This is a genomic window from Polaromonas sp. JS666, assembly GCF_000013865.1.
Lineage (GTDB): Bacteria > Pseudomonadota > Gammaproteobacteria > Burkholderiales > Burkholderiaceae_C > Polaromonas.
This window is the reverse complement of sequence record NC_007948.1, coordinates 2,800,445-2,821,582: the sequence shown is the minus strand read 5'-3', so window position 1 is coordinate 2,821,582 and position 21,138 is coordinate 2,800,445. Positions and strand designations below refer to the sequence as shown.

Sequence of the window (21,138 nt, the reverse complement as noted above, 5' to 3'; positions counted from 1 at the left end):
GCTGGCCGCAAGCAAAATTGGGGGTTACACCTAGCGCCTCAGGCTATAATCAGTGGCTTTTCAAATCACAGCTTCGCCCGAGCGCATACCAAGCCAACACCCTCACAAAAGCAGCCCGCAAGAGTCTTAAGAGACGTTTCTTGTGCATGCTTGGGCGAACCGTAACCAACCCGGAGAACCCAGTGCTTTTGTCTCTACAGGGAATATCAGGACAACCCCCTCACGCCATCCTGGCGCTCGCAGACGGCACGGTCTTTATCGGCAATTCGATTGGAGCGCCAGGCTCCACGATCGGCGAGGTGGTGTTCAACACCGCCATGACCGGCTACCAGGAAATCCTCACGGACCCGAGCTACTGCCAGCAGATCGTTACCCTTACCTATCCGCATATCGGCAACTATGGCATCAACGCCGAAGACATCGAGGCCGACAAAGTCCATGCCGCCGGCCTGATCATCAAGGACCTGCCGCTGCTGGCCTCCAATTTCCGCATGTCCATGACCTTGTCCGAGTATCTGGTCAAGGAGGGCACGGTGGCCATCGCCGGCATCGACACCCGCCAACTCACACGCCTGCTTCGCACCAATGGTGCACAAAACGGGTGCATTCTGGCGCTGCCTGAAGGTGAAGAGGTCAGCCAGCCTGCCATCGAAAAGGCCGTGGCTGCCGCGCGCGGCGCGCCCAGCATGGCTGGCCTGGACCTGGCTAAGGTCGTGTCCGCCAAGCAGACCTACGAATGGACGCAAACCGAGTGGAAGCTCATGAACCTGGAAGGCAAGCCGGGCTATGGTGTGCAGATCACCCCAAAATTCCACGTGGTGGCTTATGACTTTGGCGTCAAGAAAAACATCCTGCGCATGATGGCCGAGCGCGGTGCGCGTATCACCGTGGTGCCGGCGCAAACTCCGGCCGCCGATGTGCTCAAGCTCAAGCCTGACGGCATTTTCCTCGCCAACGGCCCGGGTGATCCGGAGCCGTGCGACTACGCCATTGCTGCCGTGCGCGAATTGATCGAGACCGGCATTCCCACCTTCGGTATCTGCCTGGGCCACCAGATCATGGCACTGGCCAGCGGAGCCAAAACCTTCAAGATGAAGTTTGGTCACCACGGCGCCAACCATCCGGTCAAGGACCTCGACAACGGCCGTGTCAGCATCACCAGCCAGAACCACGGTTTTGCAGTGGACGAGAAAAGCCTGCCCGCCAACCTGCGGCCCACGCACATCAGCCTGTTTGATGGCACGCTGCAGGGCCTGGCACGCACCGACAAGCCCGCGTTCTGCTTTCAGGGACACCCTGAAGCGTCACCCGGCCCGCATGACATTTCGTATTTGTTTGACCGTTTCACCGCGCTGATGGAACAGGCAGGGGAGAAGAAGAATGCCTAAGCGCACAGACATCAAGAGCGTCCTCATCATCGGCGCCGGCCCGATCATCATCGGCCAGGCCTGCGAGTTCGATTACTCCGGCGTGCAGGCCTGCAAGGCCTTGCGCGAAGAAGGCTACAAGGTCATCCTGATCAACAGCAATCCGGCCACGATCATGACCGACCCGGCCACGGCCGACGTGACCTACATTGAGCCCATCACCTGGCAGACGGTTGAAAAGATCATCGCCAAAGAGCGTCCCGACGCGATCCTGCCAACGATGGGTGGCCAGACTGCACTTAATTGCGCGCTGGACTTGTGGCACCACGGGGTGCTTGAAAAGTACAAGGTTGAGCTTATTGGTGCCAAGCCCGAAGCCATCGACAAGGCTGAAGATCGCCTGAAGTTCAAGGAAGCGATGACCAAGATCGGTCTCGGTTCGGCCCGCTCGGGCATCGCGCACAGCATGGATGAAGCCTGGGCGGTGCAGAAGACCGTGGGCTTTCCAACCGTGATCCGCCCCAGCTTTACGCTGGGTGGCACCGGCGGCGGCATTGCCTACAACCCGGAAGAGTTTGAAGTCATCTGCAAGCGCGGCCTGGAAGCCTCGCCGACCAACGAGCTGTTGATCGAAGAGTCGTTGCTGGGCTGGAAAGAGTACGAGATGGAAGTGGTTCGCGACACCGCGGACAACTGCATCATCGTCTGCTCGATCGAAAACCTGGATCCCATGGGTGTGCACACCGGCGACTCCATCACAGTCGCGCCAGCCCAGACGCTGACCGACAAGGAATACCAGATACTGCGCAATGCCTCGCTGGCCGTGCTGCGTGAGATCGGGGTGGACACCGGCGGTTCCAACGTCCAGTTCTCCATCAACCCGGTCGATGGCCGCATGGTGGTGATCGAGATGAATCCGCGCGTTTCACGTTCTTCGGCCCTGGCATCCAAAGCCACGGGTTTCCCGATTGCCAAGGTCGCCGCCAAGCTGGCGGTCGGCTATACGCTGGATGAGCTGCGCAACGAGATCACCGGCGGCGCGACGCCGGCCAGTTTTGAGCCGAGCATCGATTACGTGGTGACCAAGATCCCGCGTTTTGCCTTCGAGAAATTCCCGACTGCCGATTCGCGCCTGACCACGCAGATGAAATCGGTGGGCGAGGTGATGGCCATGGGCCGGACCTTCCAGGAGTCCTTCCAGAAAGCCCTGCGCGGCCTGGAAGTCGGCGTGGACGGCATGAACGAGAAGACCCAGGACCGCGAAGTGCTCGAGAAAGAGCTCGGCGCGCCAGGCCCGGACCGCATCTGGTACGTGGGCGATGCCTTTGCCCTGGGCATGAGCGTGGACGAAGTGTTTGCGCTGACCAGGATTGATCCGTGGTTCCTGGTGCAGATCGAGCAGATCGTCAAGATAGAGCTGGAGCTTGAAACCACCTCGCTTGACAAGATTGACGCGGTCACGCTGCGGGCGCTCAAGCAAAAGGGCTTTTCCGACCGGCGCCTGGCCAAGCAGCTCAAGACCACCGACACCGCCATCCGTGAAAAACGCCGCGAACTCGGCGTGCGGCCGGTCTACAAGCGCGTGGACACCTGCGCCGCCGAGTTTTCGACCAACACGGCCTATATGTACTCGACCTACGAGGCCGAGGGCAGCGAGTGCGAAGCCGCGCCAACCGATAAAAAGAAAATCATGGTGCTGGGCGGCGGGCCCAACCGGATCGGGCAGGGGATCGAGTTTGACTACTGCTGCGTGCATGCGGCCCTGGCCATGCGCGAAGACGGCTACGAGACCATCATGGTCAACTGCAATCCCGAAACCGTGTCCACCGACTACGACACGTCCGATCGCCTCTACTTCGAGCCGCTGACGCTGGAAGATGTACTGGAAATTGTCGACAAGGAAAAGCCGTTGGGCGTGATCGTCCAGTACGGTGGCCAGACGCCCCTGAAGCTGGCGCTCGACCTGGAAGCCAATGGCGTGCCCATCATTGGCACCTCGCCCGACATGATTGACGCGGCGGAAGACCGCGAGCGCTTCCAGAAGCTGCTGCATGAGCTCAAGCTGCGCCAGCCGCCGAATGCCACCGCCCGTACCGAACCCGAGGCGCTGGAAAAGGCCGCTGCCCTGGGGTACCCCCTGGTGGTGCGCCCCAGTTATGTGCTGGGTGGCCGCGCCATGGAGATCGTGCACGAGCAGCGCGACCTGGAGCGCTACATGCGCGAAGCGGTCAAGGTCAGCCATGACTCGCCGGTGTTGCTGGACCGCTTTTTGAACGACGCAATTGAATGTGACGTCGATTGCATTCGTGACGATAAGGGCGTGACCTTCATCGGCGGCGTGATGGAGCATATCGAGCAGGCCGGCGTGCACAGCGGCGACTCGGCCTGTTCCTTGCCGCCTTATTCATTGCGGGCCGAAACGGTGACCGAGATCAAGCGTCAGACCGCCGCCATGGCCCAGGCCCTGAACGTCGTCGGCCTGATGAACGTGCAGTTCGCCATCCAGAACATCGATGGCAAGGATGTGATCTACGTGCTGGAGGTCAACCCGCGCGCATCGCGTACCGTGCCCTTCGTCAGCAAGGCCACCGGCATCCAGCTGGCCAAGGTGGCGGCACGCTGCATGGTTGGCCAGTCGCTGGCCTCGCAGGGCGTCACCAGCGAGGTGACGCCCCCTTACTTCAGCGTGAAGGAGGCGGTCTTCCCCTTTGTCAAATTCCCCGGCGTGGACACCATTCTCGGCCCCGAGATGAAGTCCACCGGTGAGGTGATGGGTGTCGGCAAGACTTTTGGCGAGGCCTTTGTGAAGTCGCAGCTCGGTGCCGGCACCAAGCTGCCGACATCGGGCAAGGTCTTCCTGACGGTCAAGAACAACGACAAGCCGCGCGCGGTGGAAGTGGCGCGATCCCTCGCGGCACTGAAGTTCGAGCTGGTGGCCACCAAGGGAACGGCTGCCGCCATCCAGGCGGCAGGTATTGCCTGCACGGTGGTCAACAAGGTCACCGAAGGCCGGCCGCACGTGGTGGACATGATCAAGAACGACGAGATTGCCCTGGTCATCAACACCGTGGAAGAGCGGCGCAATGCGATTGCCGACTCGCGGCAGATCCGTACCTCGGCGCTGCTGGCCCGCGTGACCACCTACACCACCATTGCCGGTGCCGAAGCCGCCGTCGAAGGCATGAAATACCTGGATAACCTGAACGTGTATTCCGTGCAGGAACTCCACGCGCAACTAGGTTAATTACCGGGACGGCTGACGCAGGTTTTGCATTAAACTTGAGCCGATTAAATATTCCGCCGCCAGGTGACTGGTGGCGGTTTCGCTTTTGCAGGAGCAAAAACATGGCAACCTTACCCATCACCAAGCGCGGTGCAGAAAAACTCAAGGCTGAATTGCACCAGCTCAAAACCGTTGACCGTCCCTGGGTCATCAACTCGATTTCCGAGGCGCGCGCCCAAGGCGACCTGAGTGAGAACGCCGAATACGACGCGGCCAAGGATCGCCAGGGTTTTATCGAAGGGCGCATCCAGGAAATAGAAGGCAAGCTGTCCGCGGCGCAGATCATTGACCCGTCGGAGCTGGACGCGGGCGGCAGGGTGGTGTTTGGCTCGACCATTGAGTTGCAGGACGAGGAGTCAGGCGACACCGTGACTTACCAGATCGTGGGGGAAGATGAGGCCGACATCAAACATGGCCGGGTCAACATCGGCTCACCGATTGCACGTGCATTGATCGGCAAGGATGAGGGCGATACGGCTGAAGTGCAGGCGCCGGGTGGCGTGAAGCGCTACGAGATTGTGGCGGTCATGTACATCTGAAGCATGGCGTCTTTGTGGGTCCCTTGCGTGACAATTCGCTGCCGGGGCATGATCCCAGGCAGGCTGGTGTCGACCGCCTTGGTGGCTGAAGCGCAATCCCGGCCGTTCGCCCCGGCGGTCTGGCCGCATCCGTGAAACAACGGTTTGCCATCCTGCTGGCCGCGCTCTGGTGGGGCAGTCTCACCGGCGTGGGCTTTGTGGTGGTGCCCCTGCTGTTCATGCACCTTGGCAGTCCGGCAGCCGCCGGTGCGATGGCCGCCAAACTCTTCAGCGCGCAGACCTGGCTCAGCACGGCATGTGCCATGCTGATGCTGCTGGTTTTCAATAAAAAAGACGATCCGGCCACGGCCCTTTATGCGGCGGCGGCCACAAAATTTGTGGTGGCAGGGCTGTTGCTGGCCTTGCTGGTGGAGTTTGGCGTGGCGCCGCGTATCGTCAGTGCCCGGGCCGAAGGCGCCAACCTCAAGCTCTGGCATGGCCTGGGAAGCGCCATGTACCTGGGCCAGTGGTTGTGCGCGGGCTTGAGCCTCTGGCGCCTGAGCCGACCCGCGGCAGGCGCCGCGTCGGCAGCATCCAGTCCCGATTAAAGGCGCTCAGCAGATTCCAGCGTGTTGACCAGCAGCATGGTGATGGTCATGGGGCCGACGCCGCCAGGCACCGGCGTGATGTAGCCTGCCACCTCCTTGACGCCTTCAAAGTCGACGTCGCCGCAGAGTTTGCCTTCATCGTTGCGGTTCATGCCCACGTCAATGACGACAGCACCCGGCTTGACCATGTCGGCGGTCAGCACATTGCGTTTGCCGACTGCGGCTACGATCACGTCGGCCTGCAGCGTCATGGCCTTCAGGTCTTTGGTGGCGCTGTGGCAGATCGTCACCGTGGCATTTTTTTGCAGCAGCATCATGGCCATGGGCTTGCCCACGATGTTGCTGCGGCCAATGACCACGGCGTGCTTGCCCCGCAGGTCGTAGCCAATGCTTTCCAGCATCTTCATGCAGCCATAGGGTGTGCAGGGCCAGAAGCCCGGCTGTCCGACCATCAGGGCGCCTGCGCTGGCCACATGGAATCCGTCGACATCCTTGCCGGGGGCAATGGCTTCAATGACCTTGTGCGCGTCTATATGCGCAGGCAGTGGGAGCTGAACCAGGATGCCGTGGATGGCCGGGTCATTGTTCAGGGCATGGACCCGGGCCAGCAACTCGGCCTCGCTGAGCGCGGCCGGGTAGTGCTCGAGCACCGAATGCAGGCCGTTGTCCTGGCAGGCCTTGACCTTGTTGCGCACATAGACCTGGCTGGCCGGATTTTCTCCCACCAGCACGACCGCCAGACCCGGCGTGATGCCGCGGGCGCGCAGCGCTGCCGCGCGCCGGGCGACCTCCGCACGCAGTTGTCTGGAGAGGGCATTCCCGTCAATGAGTTGTGCAGTCATGATTTCAATTTTCTAAGTAAAAACGCCCGCTAGTCCAGGAACTACGGGCGCAAGCAGCTATAAAAAGTTAGCGGCTGGGAATTCGGCTCCGGTGGCTCTCAGGCCTTGGGCGCGTTGGAGCCCAGCGCTATTTTCAGCAGGTCAGCCACGGTATTGGCATTGAGCTTTTCCATGATGTTGGCGCGGTGGGCTTCCACCGTCTTGATGCTGATGCCCAGGTCGTCGGCAATCTGCTTGTTCAGGCGGCCCGCCACGATGCGTTCGAGCACCTGCGCTTCGCGCGACGTCAGCTTGGCCAGCAGGGCGTCGCGGCTGGCGGATTGCTGGTGGCCTGCGAAGGCTTCCTTGGCCTGTTCCAGCATGCGCTCGACCAGATTGACCAGCGCTTCTTCCTGAAAAGGCTTCTGGATGAAGTCCATGGCGCCTTTCTTCATGGTGTTGACCGCCATGGGGACATCGCCGTGGCCGGTGATGAAGACAATCGGCAACGGCGACTTGCGTTCGACCAGCCGGTCCTGCAGCTCCAGGCCGGTCATGCCGCCCATGCGGATATCCACGATCAGGCAGGCCACTTCGCGCGCGTCGTAGCGGCTCAGAAATGTTTCAGCCGAGTCGTAGCAGCGCACCCGGTAGTCCTTGCCTTCGAGCAGCCATTGCAGCGAATCGCGCACGCCCTCGTCATCATCAATGACGTAAACAGTGCCTTTTTTGGGAATCAAGCTCATGCCAAACTTTCTTTTGTGAACTTCTCGAAACTATTCCTGAAGGTGCTTTAGTGAACGCCGGCATCCTTGGCCGCTACAGTATCGCTAGCAGAAGGTGCAGGTGAAAGCAGGGGCGTCACGGGGATCCAGAAAGTGAACCGGCACCCCACCACTTCGTCCCCATTGTAGAGGTTCTCGGCCTCCATCCTGCCCTGGTGGGACTCGACAATGCTGCGGCACAGTTTCAGGCCGATGCCCATGCCCTCAGCCTTGGTGGAGTAGAAGGCTTCATAGAGCCGTGCCTTGACTTCCGGCGACAGGCCCCGGCCCGAGTCAAGGACCGAAAACTCCACCACACTCTGGTCCTCGATGTGCTTGGGTACGACGCGCAATTCCACGCTGCGGCGGGCCGTGGGCAGGTGCGCCTGCTCAATCGACTCGGCCGCATTTTTCATCAGGTTGATGAGCACCTGTTCGATCAGGATGGGGTCCACCATGATGTTGGGCAAACGGGCCGCGATGTAGTGGCTCAGCCGCACATGGTGGCGGCGCAACTCGATGTCGGCCAGCTCCATGGCGTTGCTGACCATGGTGGCGACATCGGCAGAGGTTCGGTTGGGCTCGCTGCGTTTCACAAAGGAGCGGATGCGCTGGATGATCTGGCCGGCACGGTGCGCCTGCCGGGCGGTCTTGTCGAGCGCGATCAGCAGGTCCTCATTGCTGATTTGCTGGCCCTTGATGCGCGACACCATGCCATTGCAATAGTTGTTGATGGCGGTCAGCGGCTGGTTGAGCTCGTGGGCCACGCTGGATGCCATTTCGCCCATGGTGATGAGCCGGCTCGCGGTCTGGGCGCGCTCGTTTTGCTGCGCGGCCTGTTCTTCGGCATGGCGCCGTGGCGTGATGTCGGTCGCGATCACCATTTGCGCCAGGCGGCCGTCTACCCAAGTGAGGTAGCGCGAGCGCACTTCCAGCCACTTGCCCAGGTCGGGCACAAATATTTCGGCGTTTTCCGTCTGGGCGGTGGTCAGGGTGTCGGTCGGAAATCCGGCCATGCCGTCCACCGGATCGATGGCGTCTTCGGTGGGCATGGCAGCCGGCACACCGGCCTGCGCAATCAGGTTCATGTGCCCGGACACCTCGCCGCCGAACCAGGACCGGTACAGCTTGTTGGCAAACAGCAGTTCTTCGCTGCCCAGCGGCGCTACGGAGACCGCTGCATCCAGCCCCTCCAGCACCGTGGTGAAGCGTTCATACGAGGCTGACAGTTCTTCGCGAATGCGCTTGGGCTCGGTGATGTCCGTCATCGACGTCATCCAGCCCGTCTGTTGCCCGCGTGGGTCAATCAGGGGCGACACATACATGCGGGAATCAAAGATTTGGCCGTTTTTGCGTTTGACACGGACTTCGAATCCACCGGGAGGGGTGCGGCCGTGCAACTCGTCGTCAAGCCGCGCCATCAGGATATCGATCTCGGCTTCAGGCCAGTGCGGGAAGGGCGGGGTACGGCCCACCAGCTCGCTTTCGCTAAAGCCCGTCATTGCGCAGAAAGCGGGGTTGACGTAGGTAATGCGGCCCTGCAAATCCAGCGCGCGCATGCCGGTGAGCATGGAATTTTCCATCGCTCGGCGGAAGTTGGTTTCGGATATCAGCGCCTGCTGCGCCTGGACGCGGCGGCGGGTGTGGCGCCAGGTGCCCAGAAGCATCCAGACGGTCAGGGCGCTGAGGGCGCTGACCAGCCAGAAGAAGCCGCTGCCCACAACGCCCAGCGAGGCACGGTAGCCTTCTGCGCGAATCAGCAGCCCGTTGCCCACAGGTGAAACCGGGATCTCGTACTCGGCAGCAGCGTCAGACCACGGCAGCAGCCGGGCCGCCGGATTGCGCCTGGGTGGCAAGTTGCCAGCCAGCACGAGGTTCTTGTCATTGATCAGGGTCACCGCGTATTTGGCGGTCACTTCGGTGGGAACGCCGAAGCGCAGCAAGCCATCGATGGAGTATTCGCCCATGATGACGCCGTCAAATTTCCCCTGGTCATCGAGTGGCACCTGCAATTGCAGGGTAGGTGCGTTGTGGCCGCTATGTTCGTTGGCTGCCAGGGGGCGTGAGTAAACCGGCTGGCGCAGGTCTCGCGCCAGTTCATACGTGCCGTCTGTCTCGCCGACCTTGAGCTGCTCGCCTGCGACGCGCGACTGGCTGGGATGGACGCTGGGCGATGCATAGGCAACCTTGACGCGCCGCTTGCTGTCGATCCACGTCACAGTCATCAGTTCGGGGTACTGGTTGACCAGCGATTCGGCCTGGACGATGAACTCTTCGGCGTCAACCTCCTTGTTGGACACATCCCGGCCAATGCGCATGAGCTGCTCCTGCCTCTCAAGCAGCCGCAGGCGCAACCTTTGCTGGGCGTATTCGACATCGCGTTTGACGGCCTGCTGCTCGCGGTCTATTTCCTCGATCCGCAGATAGGCGAAGGCCGCGATGACAGCCGCCAGGAACAGCACCACCGCCAGCAGCGGACCCAAGGTGATAAAACGGTCCTGCCGCGATGGCGACTGTTTGCCCCACCAGCGGTGCCAGAAAGCGAGGGGTGCGGGACTCGCTGCAACGGAGTCGGAAAAGGAGGAGGGCTTGGACATAGAGGAAGGTAACAGTTTAAGTGAGATGTATCCCGGCGATACCCGCATGGTCATGATCTTTTGGGGTGAGCTTCAGTGTCTGGTCGCAGGGGTGTTCTCTGCCCGCATTGACTTTCGTGAGAAAGGCGGTGAAGTTGAAATTTCATAATATAAAATCAATAAGCACTATTTGAAATTTAGTAAATATTATGAGAAACTAGAGACTTGAATCTAAATTGCGTTTAAAACACGCCTTAGGGACAAGTCAGACACAAGCTTTGTGCGCAGCCTCAAAGTTGTGGTTCGGGTCAAACAAGCGTTACTCAGGAGACAAAAATGGCTGCCAATCCAAATGAAGCCGGTGCCGACAACCTACGCGCCGCCGCGAACGATGCCTTGGGTGAGAACACCCTGGACAAAGACAAGCAGGAGACCCGGGAGTGGATGGATGCCCTCTCGGCGGTCATTGAAAGCGAGGGCCCGGAACGTGCCCACTTCCTGCTTGAGCAACTGCTCGAACATGCCCGCCAGAAAAGCATTGACATGCCTTTCTCGGCCAACACCGCTTACGTCAACACCATAGAAACCGACCAGGAAGAGCGCTCCCCCGGCAACCTCGAAATTGAAGAACGCCTGCGCGCCTACATGCGCTGGAATGCCATGGCCATGGTGGTCAAGGCCAACCGCCTGCATCCCGCGGATGGCGGCGATCTGGGTGGACATATCGGCTCGTTTGCCTCGCTGGCCAGTCTCTTTGGTGCGGGCTTCAACCACTTCTGGCATGCCGAGAGCGAGAACCATGGCGGCGATTGCCTCTACATCCAGGGGCATGTGTCGCCTGGCGTCTACGCACGCGCTTACCTTGAAGGCCGCCTGACGGAAGAGCAACTGCTCAATTTCCGCCAGGAAGTTGCTGGCAAGGGGCTTTCCAGCTACCCGCACCCCAAGCTGATGCCCGAATTCTGGCAGTTCCCCACGGTCTCCATGGGCCTGGGCCCCCTGATGGCGATTTACCAGGCCAGGTTCCTCAAGTACCTGCACGCCCGCGGTATTGCCAACACCGAAAACCGCAAGGTCTGGGTGTTCTGTGGCGACGGTGAGATGGATGAAGTCGAATCGATGGGCGCCATCGGGCTGGCCGCGCGCGAGAAGCTCGACAACCTGGTGTTCGTCATCAACTGCAACCTGCAGCGTCTGGACGGCCCGGTCCGCGGCAACGGCAAGATCATCCAGGAACTCGAAGGCGAGTTCCGCGGCGCCGGCTGGAATGTCATCAAGCTGATCTGGGGCAGCAACTGGGATCCATTGCTGGCGCGCGACAAGGACGGCGCCTTGCGCAAAGTCATGATTGACACGCTGGACGGCGACTACCAGGCCATGAAGGCCAACGACGGCGCCTACGTGCGCAAGCATTTCTTTGGCCAGAACCCCAAGACGCTGGAGATGGTCTCCAAGATGAGCGACGACGACATCTGGAACCTGCGCCGTGGCGGCCACGACTCGCAAAAGGTGTATGCGGCATTCCATGCGGCCGTCAATCACACCGGCCAGCCCACAGTGCTGCTGATCAAGACCGTCAAGGGTTTTGGCATGGGCAAGATTGGCGAGGGCAAAAACACGGTGCATCAGACCAAGAAACTGACGGACGATGACATCAAGATCTTCCGCGACCGCTTCAACATCCCGATTCCCGACAGCCAGCTGGCCGACCTGCCGTTTTACAAGCCGGCCGATGACACCCCGGAAATGCGCTATCTGCACGAGCGGCGCAAGGCCCTGGGCGGTTACCTGCCGCACCGCCGCGTCAAGGCCGACGAGAGCTTTACCGTGCCTGCGCTCGAAACCTTCAAGGCCGTGCTCGAGCCGACCGCCGAAGGCCGTGAAATTTCCACCACGCAGGCCTACGTGCGCTTCCTCACGCAGCTGCTGCGCGACCAGGCACTCGGCCCACGCGTGGTGCCCATCCTGGTCGATGAGGCCCGCACCTTCGGCATGGAAGGCCTGTTCCGCCAGGTGGGCATCTACAACCCTGATGGCCAGAAGTACACGCCGGTCGATAAAGACCAGGTGATGTATTACAAGGAAGACGCCAAGGGCCAGATCCTGCAAGAGGGCATCAACGAGGCTGGTGGCATGAGCAGCTGGATCGCAGCGGCCACTTCGTACAGCACCAATAACAGGATCATGGTCCCGTTCTACGTGTACTACTCGATGTTCGGTTTCCAGCGCATCGGCGACCTGGCCTGGGCGGCTGGCGACATGCAGGCACGTGGCTTCCTGTTGGGCGGCACCTCTGGCCGGACCACACTGAATGGCGAAGGCCTGCAGCACGAAGACGGCCACAGCCACATCCTGGCCGGCACGATTCCCAACTGCATCAGCTACGACCCGACCTTTGCCCATGAGGTGGGTGTCATCCTGCACCATGGCTTGAAGCGTATGGTGGAAAAGCAGGACAACGTGTATTTTTACCTCACGCTGCTCAATGAAAACTATCCGATGCCAGGCCTCCAGCCCGGTACCGAAGAACAGATCATCAAGGGCATGTACCTCTGCAAGGAAGGCGCCAAGCTCACGCCGCGCGTACAACTGCTGGGCTCCGGCACCATCCTGCGTGAATCGATTGCCGCGCAGGAACTGCTTGAGAAAGAGTGGGGTGTTGCCGCCAACGTGTGGAGCTGCCCGAGCTTCAATGAGTTGGCCCGCGATGGCCAGAACGCCGAACGCTGGAACCTGCTGCACCCGACCGACAAACCCCGCGTGCCTTTTGTGGGCGAGCAGCTCGACAAGCACGCCGGCCCGGTCGTTGCATCGACCGACTACATGAAGGCTTACGCCGAGCAGATCCGGCCGTTTATCCCCAAGGGGCGCACCTACAAGGTCCTGGGCACCGATGGATTTGGCCGCAGCGACTTCCGCAGCAAGCTGCGCGAGCACTTTGAAATCAACCGCCACTACATCGTGATCGCGGCCCTGAAGGCGCTCAGCGAAGAGGGTACGGTTCCGGTTGCCAAGGTTGCCGAAGCCATCAAGAAGTACGGTATCAATGCCGACAAGATCAATCCCCTTTATGCCTGATGCAGGTTTGATGCATTAGCCCGCAAGCAATCGGAGACAACAACATGGCAGTGGTAGATATTCAGGTTCCTGATATTGGGGACTTCGACGAAGTGACGGTGATTGAGTTGCTCGTCAAACCAGGCGATACCGTGAAGGCTGAGCAATCCCTGATCACGGTGGAGTCCGACAAGGCCTCCATGGAGATTCCGTCCAGCCAGGCTGGCGTGGTCAAGGAGCTCAAGGTCAAGCTCGGAGACAAGGTCAAGCAGGGTTCCATCGTGCTGACGGTGGAAGCGGCCGGCGCCGCAGTACCGGCAACAGCATCGGCTGCGGCAGCTTCTGCTGCACCCGCTGCGAGCACGGCGGCAGCACCGGCGCCTGCCCCCGCACCGGCGCCAGTCCCGGCGTCGGCGCCGGCCGCAGCTGCCGGCCCGGTCGAGGTCCGTGTACCCGACATCGGCGACTTCAAGGATGTGTCGGTCATCGAGGTGCTCGTCAAGCCGGGCGACACCATCAAGCTCGAGCAGTCCCTGGTCACCGTGGAGTCCGACAAGGCTTCGATGGAGATTCCGTCGTCGGCCGCGGGCGTACTCAAGGAACTCAAGGTCAAGCTGGGCGACATCGTCAACATCGGTGATCTGCTGGCCATTCTGGAAGGCTCTGTTGCAGCCACCGGGACCTCCCCGGCGCCCGCACCGGCTGCACCGGCCGCCGCCCCTGCACCTGTTTCTGCGGCGGCCGCCGCGCCGGCTGCTGCGGTCATGCCGGCGCATGAGCCCGCCACGGCCCAGCAAGGCAGTTTGCCGCATGCTTCGCCCTCGGTGCGCAAGTTCGCCCGCGAGCTCGGCGTGCCCCTGGCAGAGGTCAAAGGCACAGGTCCGAAGGGCCGCATCACGCAGGACGACGTGCAGGCCTTCACCAAGTCGGTCATGGCGGGCGATACCCGCACCCAGGCGCAGGCTGCCAAGGCACCCGCATCGTCCGGTGGTACCGGCGTGGGACTGGACCTGCTGCCATGGCCCAAGGTCGACTTCACCAAGTTCGGGCCAGTCGAGCGCAAGGACATGTCCCGCATCAAGAAGATCAGCGGCGCCAACCTGCTTCGCAACTACGTGATGATCCCGCACGTCACCAACCATGACGATGCCGACATCACCGAGCTGGAAGCTTTCCGCGTTTCGACCAACAAGGAAAACGAGAAGGCAGGCCTGAAGGTCACCATGCTGGCCTTCCTGATCAAGGCCAGCGTTGCGGCGCTGAAGAAATTCCCCGAATTCAATGCCTCGCTGGACGGCGACCAACTGGTTTACAAGCAGTACTACCACATCGGTTTTGCCGCCGACACGCCCAACGGGTTGGTCGTTCCCGTACTCAAGGATGCCGACAAAAAAGGCGTGCTGCAGATCAGCCAGGAAATGGGCGAACTCGCGAAGAAGGCGCGCGACGGCAAGCTCACGCCCGCCGAAATGCAGGGCGCCAGCTTCACCATCTCGTCGCTGGGCGGCATTGGCGGGCGTTACTTCACGCCCATCATCAACGCGCCGGAAGTCGCCATCCTCGGCGTCTCCAAGAGCCAGATGGAACCTGTGTGGGATGGCAAGGCCTTCCAGCCGCGCCTGATGCTGCCCATGTCGCTGGCCTGGGACCACCGCGTGATCGACGGCGCCGGCGCCGCGCGCTTCAACGCCTATCTCGGACAAATCCTCGCCGACTTCCGCCGCGTTCTTTTATGACAACGTTGGTGGTTGTGAAGAAGGCGGGCCAGATTGCCATTGCCGCTGACACGCTGGTCACGTTTGGCGATACCAGCCTGACCCACCGGTTTGAGGCCAACAGCAAGATATTCAAGGTGGATGCGCCCGTGGTGGGTACCAGCTACATCGGCATGGCCGGCACGGTGGCGCATTTTCCCGCGCTGCGCAAGGCGATGTCCGCGCTGGCCAAGGAAGATCTCAAGCTGGGGTCCCGCGACGAGGTGTTTGACACCTTCATCAAGCTGCACCCGCTGCTGAAAGACACGTTTTTCCTGCAGACCAAGGAAGACGACAACGACCCCTACGAGTCCAGCCAGTTCACCGTGGTGATCGCCAATGCCAGCGGCATCTACGGCCTTTACAGCTACCGCGAAGTCTTTGAATTCAAGGAGTTTTGGGGCATTGGGTCAGGCCGCAGTTTTGCGCTGGGGGCCATGCACGCCTGCTGGGACAAGGCCAGAACCGCCCGCGAAGTAGCCCTGGCGGGCATGAATGCCGGCTGCGAGTTCGACAAGAACTCCGCTGGACCCATTGAAGTATTTACTCTCAAATTGAAAGCCTCCAAATGAGCGCATCTTCGAGTCTCATCGATATCAAGGTACCGGACATTGGCGACTTTGACGAAGTGTCCGTGATTGAAGTGCTGGTCAAGGCCGGCGACACCATCAAGGCCGAGCAGAGCCTGATCACCGTGGAAAGCGACAAGGCATCGATGGAAATCCCGTCGAGCCAGGCCGGCGTGGTTAAGGAAGTCAAGGTCAAGATTGGCGACAAGGTCAAGCAAGGTTCTATCGTTCTGCTGCTGGAGGGCGCAGGCGCAGCACTTGCTCCAAAATCCGAAGAAAAACAGACCCCAGCCCCCGTTCCTTCCGGGCAGGCTGCTCCTGCGAGTGCAGCAGCTCAAGCGCCGGCCCCGGCCGCCGCCAGTTTCGCCGGCACGGCAGACCTCGACTGCGACGTGCTGGTGCTGGGCGCGGGCCCTGGCGGCTATTCGGCGGCGTTTCGCGCTGCCGATCTGGGCCTCAAGGTCGTGCTGGTAGAGCGCTACGCGACCCTTGGCGGAGTTTGCCTCAACGTGGGCTGCATTCCATCCAAGGCGCTGCTGCACGTGGCGGCCGTCATGGATGAAGTCCGGCATTTCGACAGCCTGGGCGTGAGCTTTGGCGAACCGGTGCTGGACATCAACAAACTGCGCACGCACAAGGAAAAAGTCGTCGGCAAGCTGACGGGCGGGCTCGCCGCCATGGCCAAGATGCGCAAGGTCACCGTGGTACGCGGTTACGGCAGTTTCGTCGGTGCGCACCATGTCGAGGTGCAGGAAACCTCGGGTGCCGCGCAAGAGACCACCGGCAAGAAGCAGACCATTGCCTTCAAGCATTGCGTGATCGCCGCGGGCTCGCAAGCGGTGCGCCTGCCTTTCATGCCCGAGGACCCGCGCGTGGTGGATTCGACGGGTGCACTGAACATGAAAGAAGTGCCCAAGCGCATGCTGATTCTGGGCGGCGGCATCATCGGCCTGGAAATGGGAACGGTCTATTCCTCGCTGGGCGCGCGCCTGGACGTGGTTGAAATGCTGGACGGGCTGATGCAGGGCGCCGACCGTGACCTGGTCAAGGTTTGGCAGAAGATGAATGCACCGCGCTTTGACAACATCATGCTCAAGACCAAAACGGTGGCGGCCAAGGCGACCGCGGCTGGCATTGAAGTCAGCTTTGAAGGCGAGGGCGCTCCCGCACCGCAAACCTACGACCTGGTGCTGCAGGCCGTGGGCCGCACGCCCAACGGTAAAAAGATCGCGGCTGAAAAAGCTGGCATCACCGTGACCGACCGCGGTTTCATCCCTGTCGACATCCAGATGCGGACCAACGTGCCGCATATCTTCGCGATTGGCGATGTCGTGGGCCAGCCCATGCTGGCGCACAAGGCGGTGCATGAAGCGCATGTGGCGGCTGAAGTGATTGCGGGCGAGCTGCAGGGCAACAAGGAACTGGCGAGCGCCGCTTTCAATGCCCGCGTGATCCCGAGCGTGGCTTACACCGACCCTGAAATTGCTTGGGTAGGCCTGACCGAAGACCAGGCCAAGGCGCAGGGCATCAAGGTCAAGAAAGGCCTGTTCCCCTGGACGGCCTCGGGCCGCGCGATTGCCAACGGCCGCGATGAAGGTTTCACCAAGCTGCTGTTTGACGACAGCCCCGAAGCGCATGGCCATGGCAAGATCCTCGGCGGTGGCATTGTGGGCACGCACGCCGGTGACCTGATTGGCGAGATTGCCCTGGCGATTGAAATGGGCGCGGATGCCGTCGATATTGGCAAAACCATCCATCCGCACCCTACGCTCGGCGAGAGCATGGGCCTGGCGGCCGAGGTGGCGCATGGCAGCTGTACCGATATTCCGCCGGCGCGCAAGTAAGCAACCCTGCTAACCCCCTGCCAGCCCGGACCAGCGAAGGTCCGGGCTTTTTGTTGCCGGTTTCCCGGAGCAGCGCATGCGGTCGACTTGAATTTAGTGGTATTCAAAACAAAAGTCCTGTAGCCGCTATTCATAACTTTTCCGGTCGCACGCCCAGGCCGTTAGGCCATCAAACGCTCGGCCTCATGCTATCCGCTCTTGTGGTGCAAACCCGGTGGCCGTCGCAGGCTGCCTGGCCGAGAATGGCTGGTCTTATCTGGAGAAGCCATGTCCGAAGCCAGGTCCGTTGGTCGTTTCGTGGGTCGTTTGTCACGCCGCCATTTCAACCTGGCCATCACGGCCGGCGCCAGTGCGGTGTGCGCGCCGCTGTTTGCCCAGTCTGCCTGGCCGAACAAGCCGATACGCCTGATCGTGCCTTACACGCCCGGCGGCTTCACCGACCAGATGGCGCGCATCGTCCAGGTCGGTCTGCAAAACCGCCTGCAGCAAACCGTCACGGTGGACAACAAGCCCGGCGCCAACAGCATCATTGGTGTGGACATGTTGGCCAAGGCCCCGGCCGATGGCAGTACGTTTGCGGTGGTCATTGCCGCCTATGCCGCCAACACCACGCTGTACCCCAAACTTCCTTACGACCCGCGCAAGGATTTAACTGGCGTCTCGCTGATGGGCGTGTCGCCGCTGCTGGCCGCCGTCAACAACGACGCACCCTTCAAAACTGCCAAAGAGCTGATTGAGTACGCACGGGCCCATCCCGGCAAGGTCAGTTTTGGCTCATCCGGCAATGGCTCGGCCGCGCACCTGACCACCGAGCTGCTCAAGTCCCTCACCAAAACCTATATGGTGCACATTCCCTACCGCGGCGCCGTGCCGGCGCTCACCGATTTGATGGGCGGGCAGATCCAGTTGTTTTTTGATGCCGCCACCGGACTGATCAACCAGGGCAAGGCCGGCAAGGTCCGGCTGATTGGCGTGTCCAGCGACCGCCGCCTGCCGGCTGTGCCCGAGGTGCCGACCTTCATCGAGCAGGGATTTGCCGGCTTCACCGGCAGCACCTGGGCCGGCATGCTGGCGCCGGCTGCCACGCCGAAAGACATCATCAGGCGTATGTCGGAAGAAGTGGGGCGCATCATTCGCAGCGATGAAACCCGGGCCCGGCTGGACGCCATGGGCACTTTTGCCGGCGGGGGCACACCGGAGGAGTTTGATGCGTTTATTGCGGCCGAAACGGCCAAATGGGCGAAGGTGATCAGGGATGCCGGCGTCAAGGCCGACTGATCAATGGACAGGCAGATGCTGCCTGCGCGGACCTATTCGCCAGCCGGGTTGGCTGGCGGCGCGCTGCCTTGCACGCGGCGGGCGCCGTCAAAGCGGCGCGCCCAGTAGTCCACGCCCATGCTCTCCACCCGGACTTCAGCGCCCGGCTTGGGGGAGTGGATGAACTTGCCGTCGCCGACGTAAATGCCCACGTGGCTGAAGGCACGCCTCAGGGTGTTGAAAAACACCAGATCGCCGGGCTGCAAGTCGTTTTTGTCAATGCTTTGAGTGGCCGCAGCCTGCTGCTCAGCCTTGCGCGGCAGCAACAGGCCCACGCTTTGCTCATAAATGGCACGCACAAAACCGCTGCAGTCAAAACCGGTCTCAAGGTTGTTGCCGCCCCGTTTGTAAGGCACTCCCAGGAAGCCCATGGCATTGACGACCAGCTCGGACGCCCTGTCGCGGACGTTCTGGCGAACTTGGTCAATTCGGGTGAGCAGGCCCTTGTCGGCCAGCAGCTTGTCCATGTCATCAGCAGAGTTGCCGGGCGCTGCGTGTGCACTGAGCGCCAGCAACGCGGCAGAGGCAATGACGAGGGCAGGGGCAAACATTCGCATGGCGTGGAGCTTACTTGAAGGATTGGTCCTGCGTCAATCTCATGTTGTTTCTTGATTGCGATTACAACCCATTGATTTGTAACGACTTAAAACGACTTAAAACGACTCAACACGACGATAAAGCATCTTCTAATGAGAAAGTGCTATGTTTGCTTACGAAAACAACTACATCGGAGCCCGATGCGTTCACTGACCCGAGCGGCAAAAACAGGCTCGCCGTGGGATTATCTGGTCGGAAAGCCGCATGCAAATTCATTCCAGACCGTCATCCGTCACCCAGACAATGGACGCCGGGAAAGGCTATTGATGGAGAAAAATATGGCATTAACCGGGTTGAAACAGGCATTTTTAGTTATTATTTTTGTAGCAATTTTCACGCCTGCACCGTCGGCTCGCGCCCAAAACCAGGCGCCACCTGTTCGCCCGGAAACTGTGGCGGCGGGCCTGGAGCACCCGTGGGGTGTGGCTTTTTTACCGGGTGGGCGTTTTCTGGTGACGGAACGTCCCGGCCGGATGCGGGTGGTTCAGCCGGACGGCAGACTGGGAGCCCCCCTTGCCGGGCTACCCAGGATCGACGCCGGCGGGCAGGGCGGTTTGCTCGATGTGGTGCTTGATGCCGATTTTGCGAGCAACCGCAGCCTTTACTTCTGTTTTTCCGAGCCGGCCGCCACGGGCAACGGCAACAGCACAGCCCTGGCACGCGCTACCCTGAGCGCAGACCAGGCCCGCCTGGACGACGTCAGGATCATCTTCAGCCAAAAGCCAAAATTCGCCAGTTCGGCCCACTTTGGCTGCCGCATCGTTGAAAGCCGCAGCCCCGGCGTGAACGGCCGGCCTGATGGCAAGTTGTTTTTGACCTTGGGTGAGCGTTTTTCGCGCCGGGAAGATGCCCAAAAACTCGACAACCACCACGGCAAGATCGTCCGCGTCAACAAGGACGGCTCCGTACCCCCGGACAACCCCTTTGTCGGAAAGGCCGGGGCCTTGCCGGAAATCTGGAGCTACGGCCATCGCAATCCTCAGGGGGCCACGCTCACGCCCGATGGCAGTTTCTGGATGCATGAACACGGGCCGCAGGGTGGAGATGAAATCAATCTTCCCAGGGCCGGCGCCAATTACGGCTGGCCGGTCATCACGTATGGGGAAAATTATGGCGGCGGCAAGATCGGCGAGGGCCTGACGGCCAAAGCGGGCATGGAGCAGCCCCTGCATTACTGGGTCCCGTCGATTGCGCCTTCGGGCATGGCGTTTCTGACCAGCGAGCGTTACGGCAAGGCTTGGCAGGGCAACCTGTTTGTAGGCTCGCTCAAGTTTGCCTACCTGGGCCGCATCGAGCTGTCGGCGCCTTTCGGGGGCAAGGTGCTTCGTGAAAGCAAGCTTCTGGTCGAGGTGGGCGAGCGCATTCGCGACGTGAGGCAGGGCCCCGATGGCCTGCTTTATGTGCTGACGGACAGTCGCAACGGCAAGCTGATACGCCTGCTGCCTGGCGGGTGACAAGCGGCAGGCACCGGCTGGCCAGTGGCTGTCTGCGCGAATGATGGGCTACCCTGCTGCGGCAATGAGGTCAAGCTCGACGGACGCGTTCTTGGGGAGCTGGACAACGCCAACCGAGGTGCGCGTGTGAATGCCGGCAGGGCCCAGAACGGCATACAACACCGCTGACGCGGCATCGGCGACCTCGCTTTGCTGAGTGAAGTCTTGAGCCGATTGCACGTAGACCGTCATGCGAAGAATGTGTTTCACCCGCTCCAGGCTTCCGAGGCTTTGCCGCAGCAGTGCGAGCGCGCGCATGGCACAGACCTTGGCAGCCAGCTGGGCCTGAGGAACTGAAACTTCCGTTCCGACGCGGCCCGTGACGACCACGGTATTTCCGACGCGCGGGATCTGGCCGCTGACGTAGACCTGGTCGCCGTGTTGCACGACGGGGACGTAATTTCCGCCGATTTTGATTTCACCGTCGAAGTTGTAGCCGAGTGCGGCTGCTGCGGCGGCGAACCTGGTTTCGCGTGAGTCTTCCATGAACTGTGGGCTCCTTTGTGGGTGGTCGGTAGCGCTTGATTAGCTTGATTAATCAGGTAACTATCCAGGCGGAGGGCAAGGTTC

Annotated in this window: 16 protein-coding genes; 11 read left to right on the top strand and 5 right to left on the bottom strand. The window is 61.1% G+C overall.

Translation table 11 applies throughout. The features are described from left to right. Positions 1 to 182 precede the first annotated feature (182 nt). The 4 genes from carA (at position 183) to BPRO_RS13295 (ending at position 5,776) form a co-directional block, all read left to right on the top strand. Positions 183 to 1,388: a glutamine-hydrolyzing carbamoyl-phosphate synthase small subunit gene (gene carA / locus BPRO_RS13310; protein ID WP_011483593.1), complete on the top strand. Its 1,206-nt coding sequence runs from the start codon at positions 183 to 185 to the stop codon at positions 1,386 to 1,388. Continuing rightward, entirely contained in the window at positions 1,381 to 4,611 is a 3,231-nt protein-coding gene (gene carB, locus BPRO_RS13305) for a carbamoyl-phosphate synthase large subunit (RefSeq protein WP_011483592.1), read from the top strand. Before carA ends, carB begins: the two co-directional genes overlap by 8 nt. A 101-nt stretch (positions 4,612 to 4,712) precedes the next feature. Beyond that, complete coding sequence (greA, locus tag BPRO_RS13300; protein ID WP_011483591.1) at positions 4,713 to 5,189, top strand: transcription elongation factor GreA; 477 nt, start codon at positions 4,713 to 4,715, stop codon at positions 5,187 to 5,189. Between the two features lie 131 nt (positions 5,190 to 5,320). Continuing rightward, the gene (locus BPRO_RS13295) at positions 5,321 to 5,776 is read left to right on the top strand and encodes a DUF4149 domain-containing protein (RefSeq protein WP_011483590.1); all 456 of its coding nucleotides are present in this window, start codon (positions 5,321 to 5,323) and stop codon (positions 5,774 to 5,776) included. On the opposite strand, the gene folD is transcribed toward BPRO_RS13295, so the two are convergent. From folD to BPRO_RS13280, 3 genes are all read right to left on the bottom strand, one after another. Then, entirely contained in the window at positions 5,773 to 6,618 is an 846-nt protein-coding gene (folD, locus tag BPRO_RS13290; protein WP_011483589.1) for a bifunctional methylenetetrahydrofolate dehydrogenase/methenyltetrahydrofolate cyclohydrolase FolD, read from the bottom strand. The two genes, BPRO_RS13295 and folD, sit on opposite strands and share 4 nt — an antisense overlap. Positions 6,619 to 6,716: 98 nt before the next feature. Further along, positions 6,717 to 7,343, bottom strand: coding sequence for a response regulator transcription factor (locus tag BPRO_RS13285; RefSeq protein WP_011483588.1), 627 nt, complete (start codon positions 7,341 to 7,343; stop codon positions 6,717 to 6,719). A gap of 47 nt (positions 7,344 to 7,390) precedes the next feature. After that, the gene (locus BPRO_RS13280; protein WP_041388817.1) at positions 7,391 to 9,958 is read right to left on the bottom strand and encodes a PAS domain-containing sensor histidine kinase; all 2,568 of its coding nucleotides are present in this window, start codon (positions 9,956 to 9,958) and stop codon (positions 7,391 to 7,393) included. Here BPRO_RS13280 and BPRO_RS29610 point away from each other — a divergent pair. The 6 genes from BPRO_RS29610 (at position 9,951) to BPRO_RS13255 (ending at position 18,439) form a co-directional block, all read left to right on the top strand. Beyond that, positions 9,951 to 10,106, top strand: a complete 156-nt coding sequence (locus BPRO_RS29610; RefSeq protein WP_157045799.1) for a hypothetical protein — start codon at positions 9,951 to 9,953, stop codon at positions 10,104 to 10,106. The two genes, BPRO_RS13280 and BPRO_RS29610, sit on opposite strands and share 8 nt — an antisense overlap. A gap of 275 nt (positions 10,107 to 10,381) precedes the next feature. Next, a complete protein-coding gene (aceE, locus tag BPRO_RS13275; protein ID WP_369794710.1) occupies positions 10,382 to 13,015 on the top strand; it encodes a pyruvate dehydrogenase (acetyl-transferring), homodimeric type in 2,634 nt (877 codons plus the stop codon). Positions 13,016 to 13,059: 44 nt separating this feature from the next. Beyond that, the gene (gene aceF / locus BPRO_RS13270; RefSeq protein WP_011483585.1) at positions 13,060 to 14,730 is read left to right on the top strand and encodes a dihydrolipoyllysine-residue acetyltransferase; all 1,671 of its coding nucleotides are present in this window, start codon (positions 13,060 to 13,062) and stop codon (positions 14,728 to 14,730) included. Then, the gene (locus BPRO_RS13265) at positions 14,727 to 15,320 is read left to right on the top strand and encodes an MFS transporter (protein WP_011483584.1); all 594 of its coding nucleotides are present in this window, start codon (positions 14,727 to 14,729) and stop codon (positions 15,318 to 15,320) included. The genes aceF and BPRO_RS13265 overlap by 4 nt, the downstream gene beginning before the upstream one ends. After that, positions 15,317 to 17,161, top strand: coding sequence for a dihydrolipoyl dehydrogenase (gene lpdA, locus BPRO_RS13260; protein WP_011483583.1), 1,845 nt, complete (start codon positions 15,317 to 15,319; stop codon positions 17,159 to 17,161). Before BPRO_RS13265 ends, lpdA begins: the two co-directional genes overlap by 4 nt. 267 nt (positions 17,162 to 17,428) lie before the next feature. Continuing rightward, entirely contained in the window at positions 17,429 to 18,439 is a 1,011-nt protein-coding gene (locus tag BPRO_RS13255) for a tripartite tricarboxylate transporter substrate binding protein (RefSeq protein WP_011483582.1), read from the top strand. 32 nt (positions 18,440 to 18,471) lie between these two features. Here BPRO_RS13255 and BPRO_RS13250 read toward each other — a convergent pair whose 3' ends face one another. After that, complete coding sequence (locus BPRO_RS13250; RefSeq protein WP_011483581.1) at positions 18,472 to 19,035, bottom strand: C40 family peptidase; 564 nt, start codon at positions 19,033 to 19,035, stop codon at positions 18,472 to 18,474. 306 nt (positions 19,036 to 19,341) lie between these two features. Between BPRO_RS13250 and BPRO_RS13245 the strand changes: the two genes are divergently transcribed. Next, on the top strand, positions 19,342 to 20,529 hold the full coding sequence (locus tag BPRO_RS13245) for a PQQ-dependent sugar dehydrogenase (protein ID WP_011483580.1): 1,188 nt from the start codon (positions 19,342 to 19,344) through the stop codon (positions 20,527 to 20,529). A 48-nt stretch (positions 20,530 to 20,577) separates the two neighbouring features. On the opposite strand, the gene BPRO_RS13240 is transcribed toward BPRO_RS13245, so the two are convergent. Further along, entirely contained in the window at positions 20,578 to 21,054 is a 477-nt protein-coding gene (locus BPRO_RS13240; RefSeq protein ID WP_011483579.1) for a RidA family protein, read from the bottom strand. Between the last annotated feature and the right edge of the window lie 84 nt (positions 21,055 to 21,138).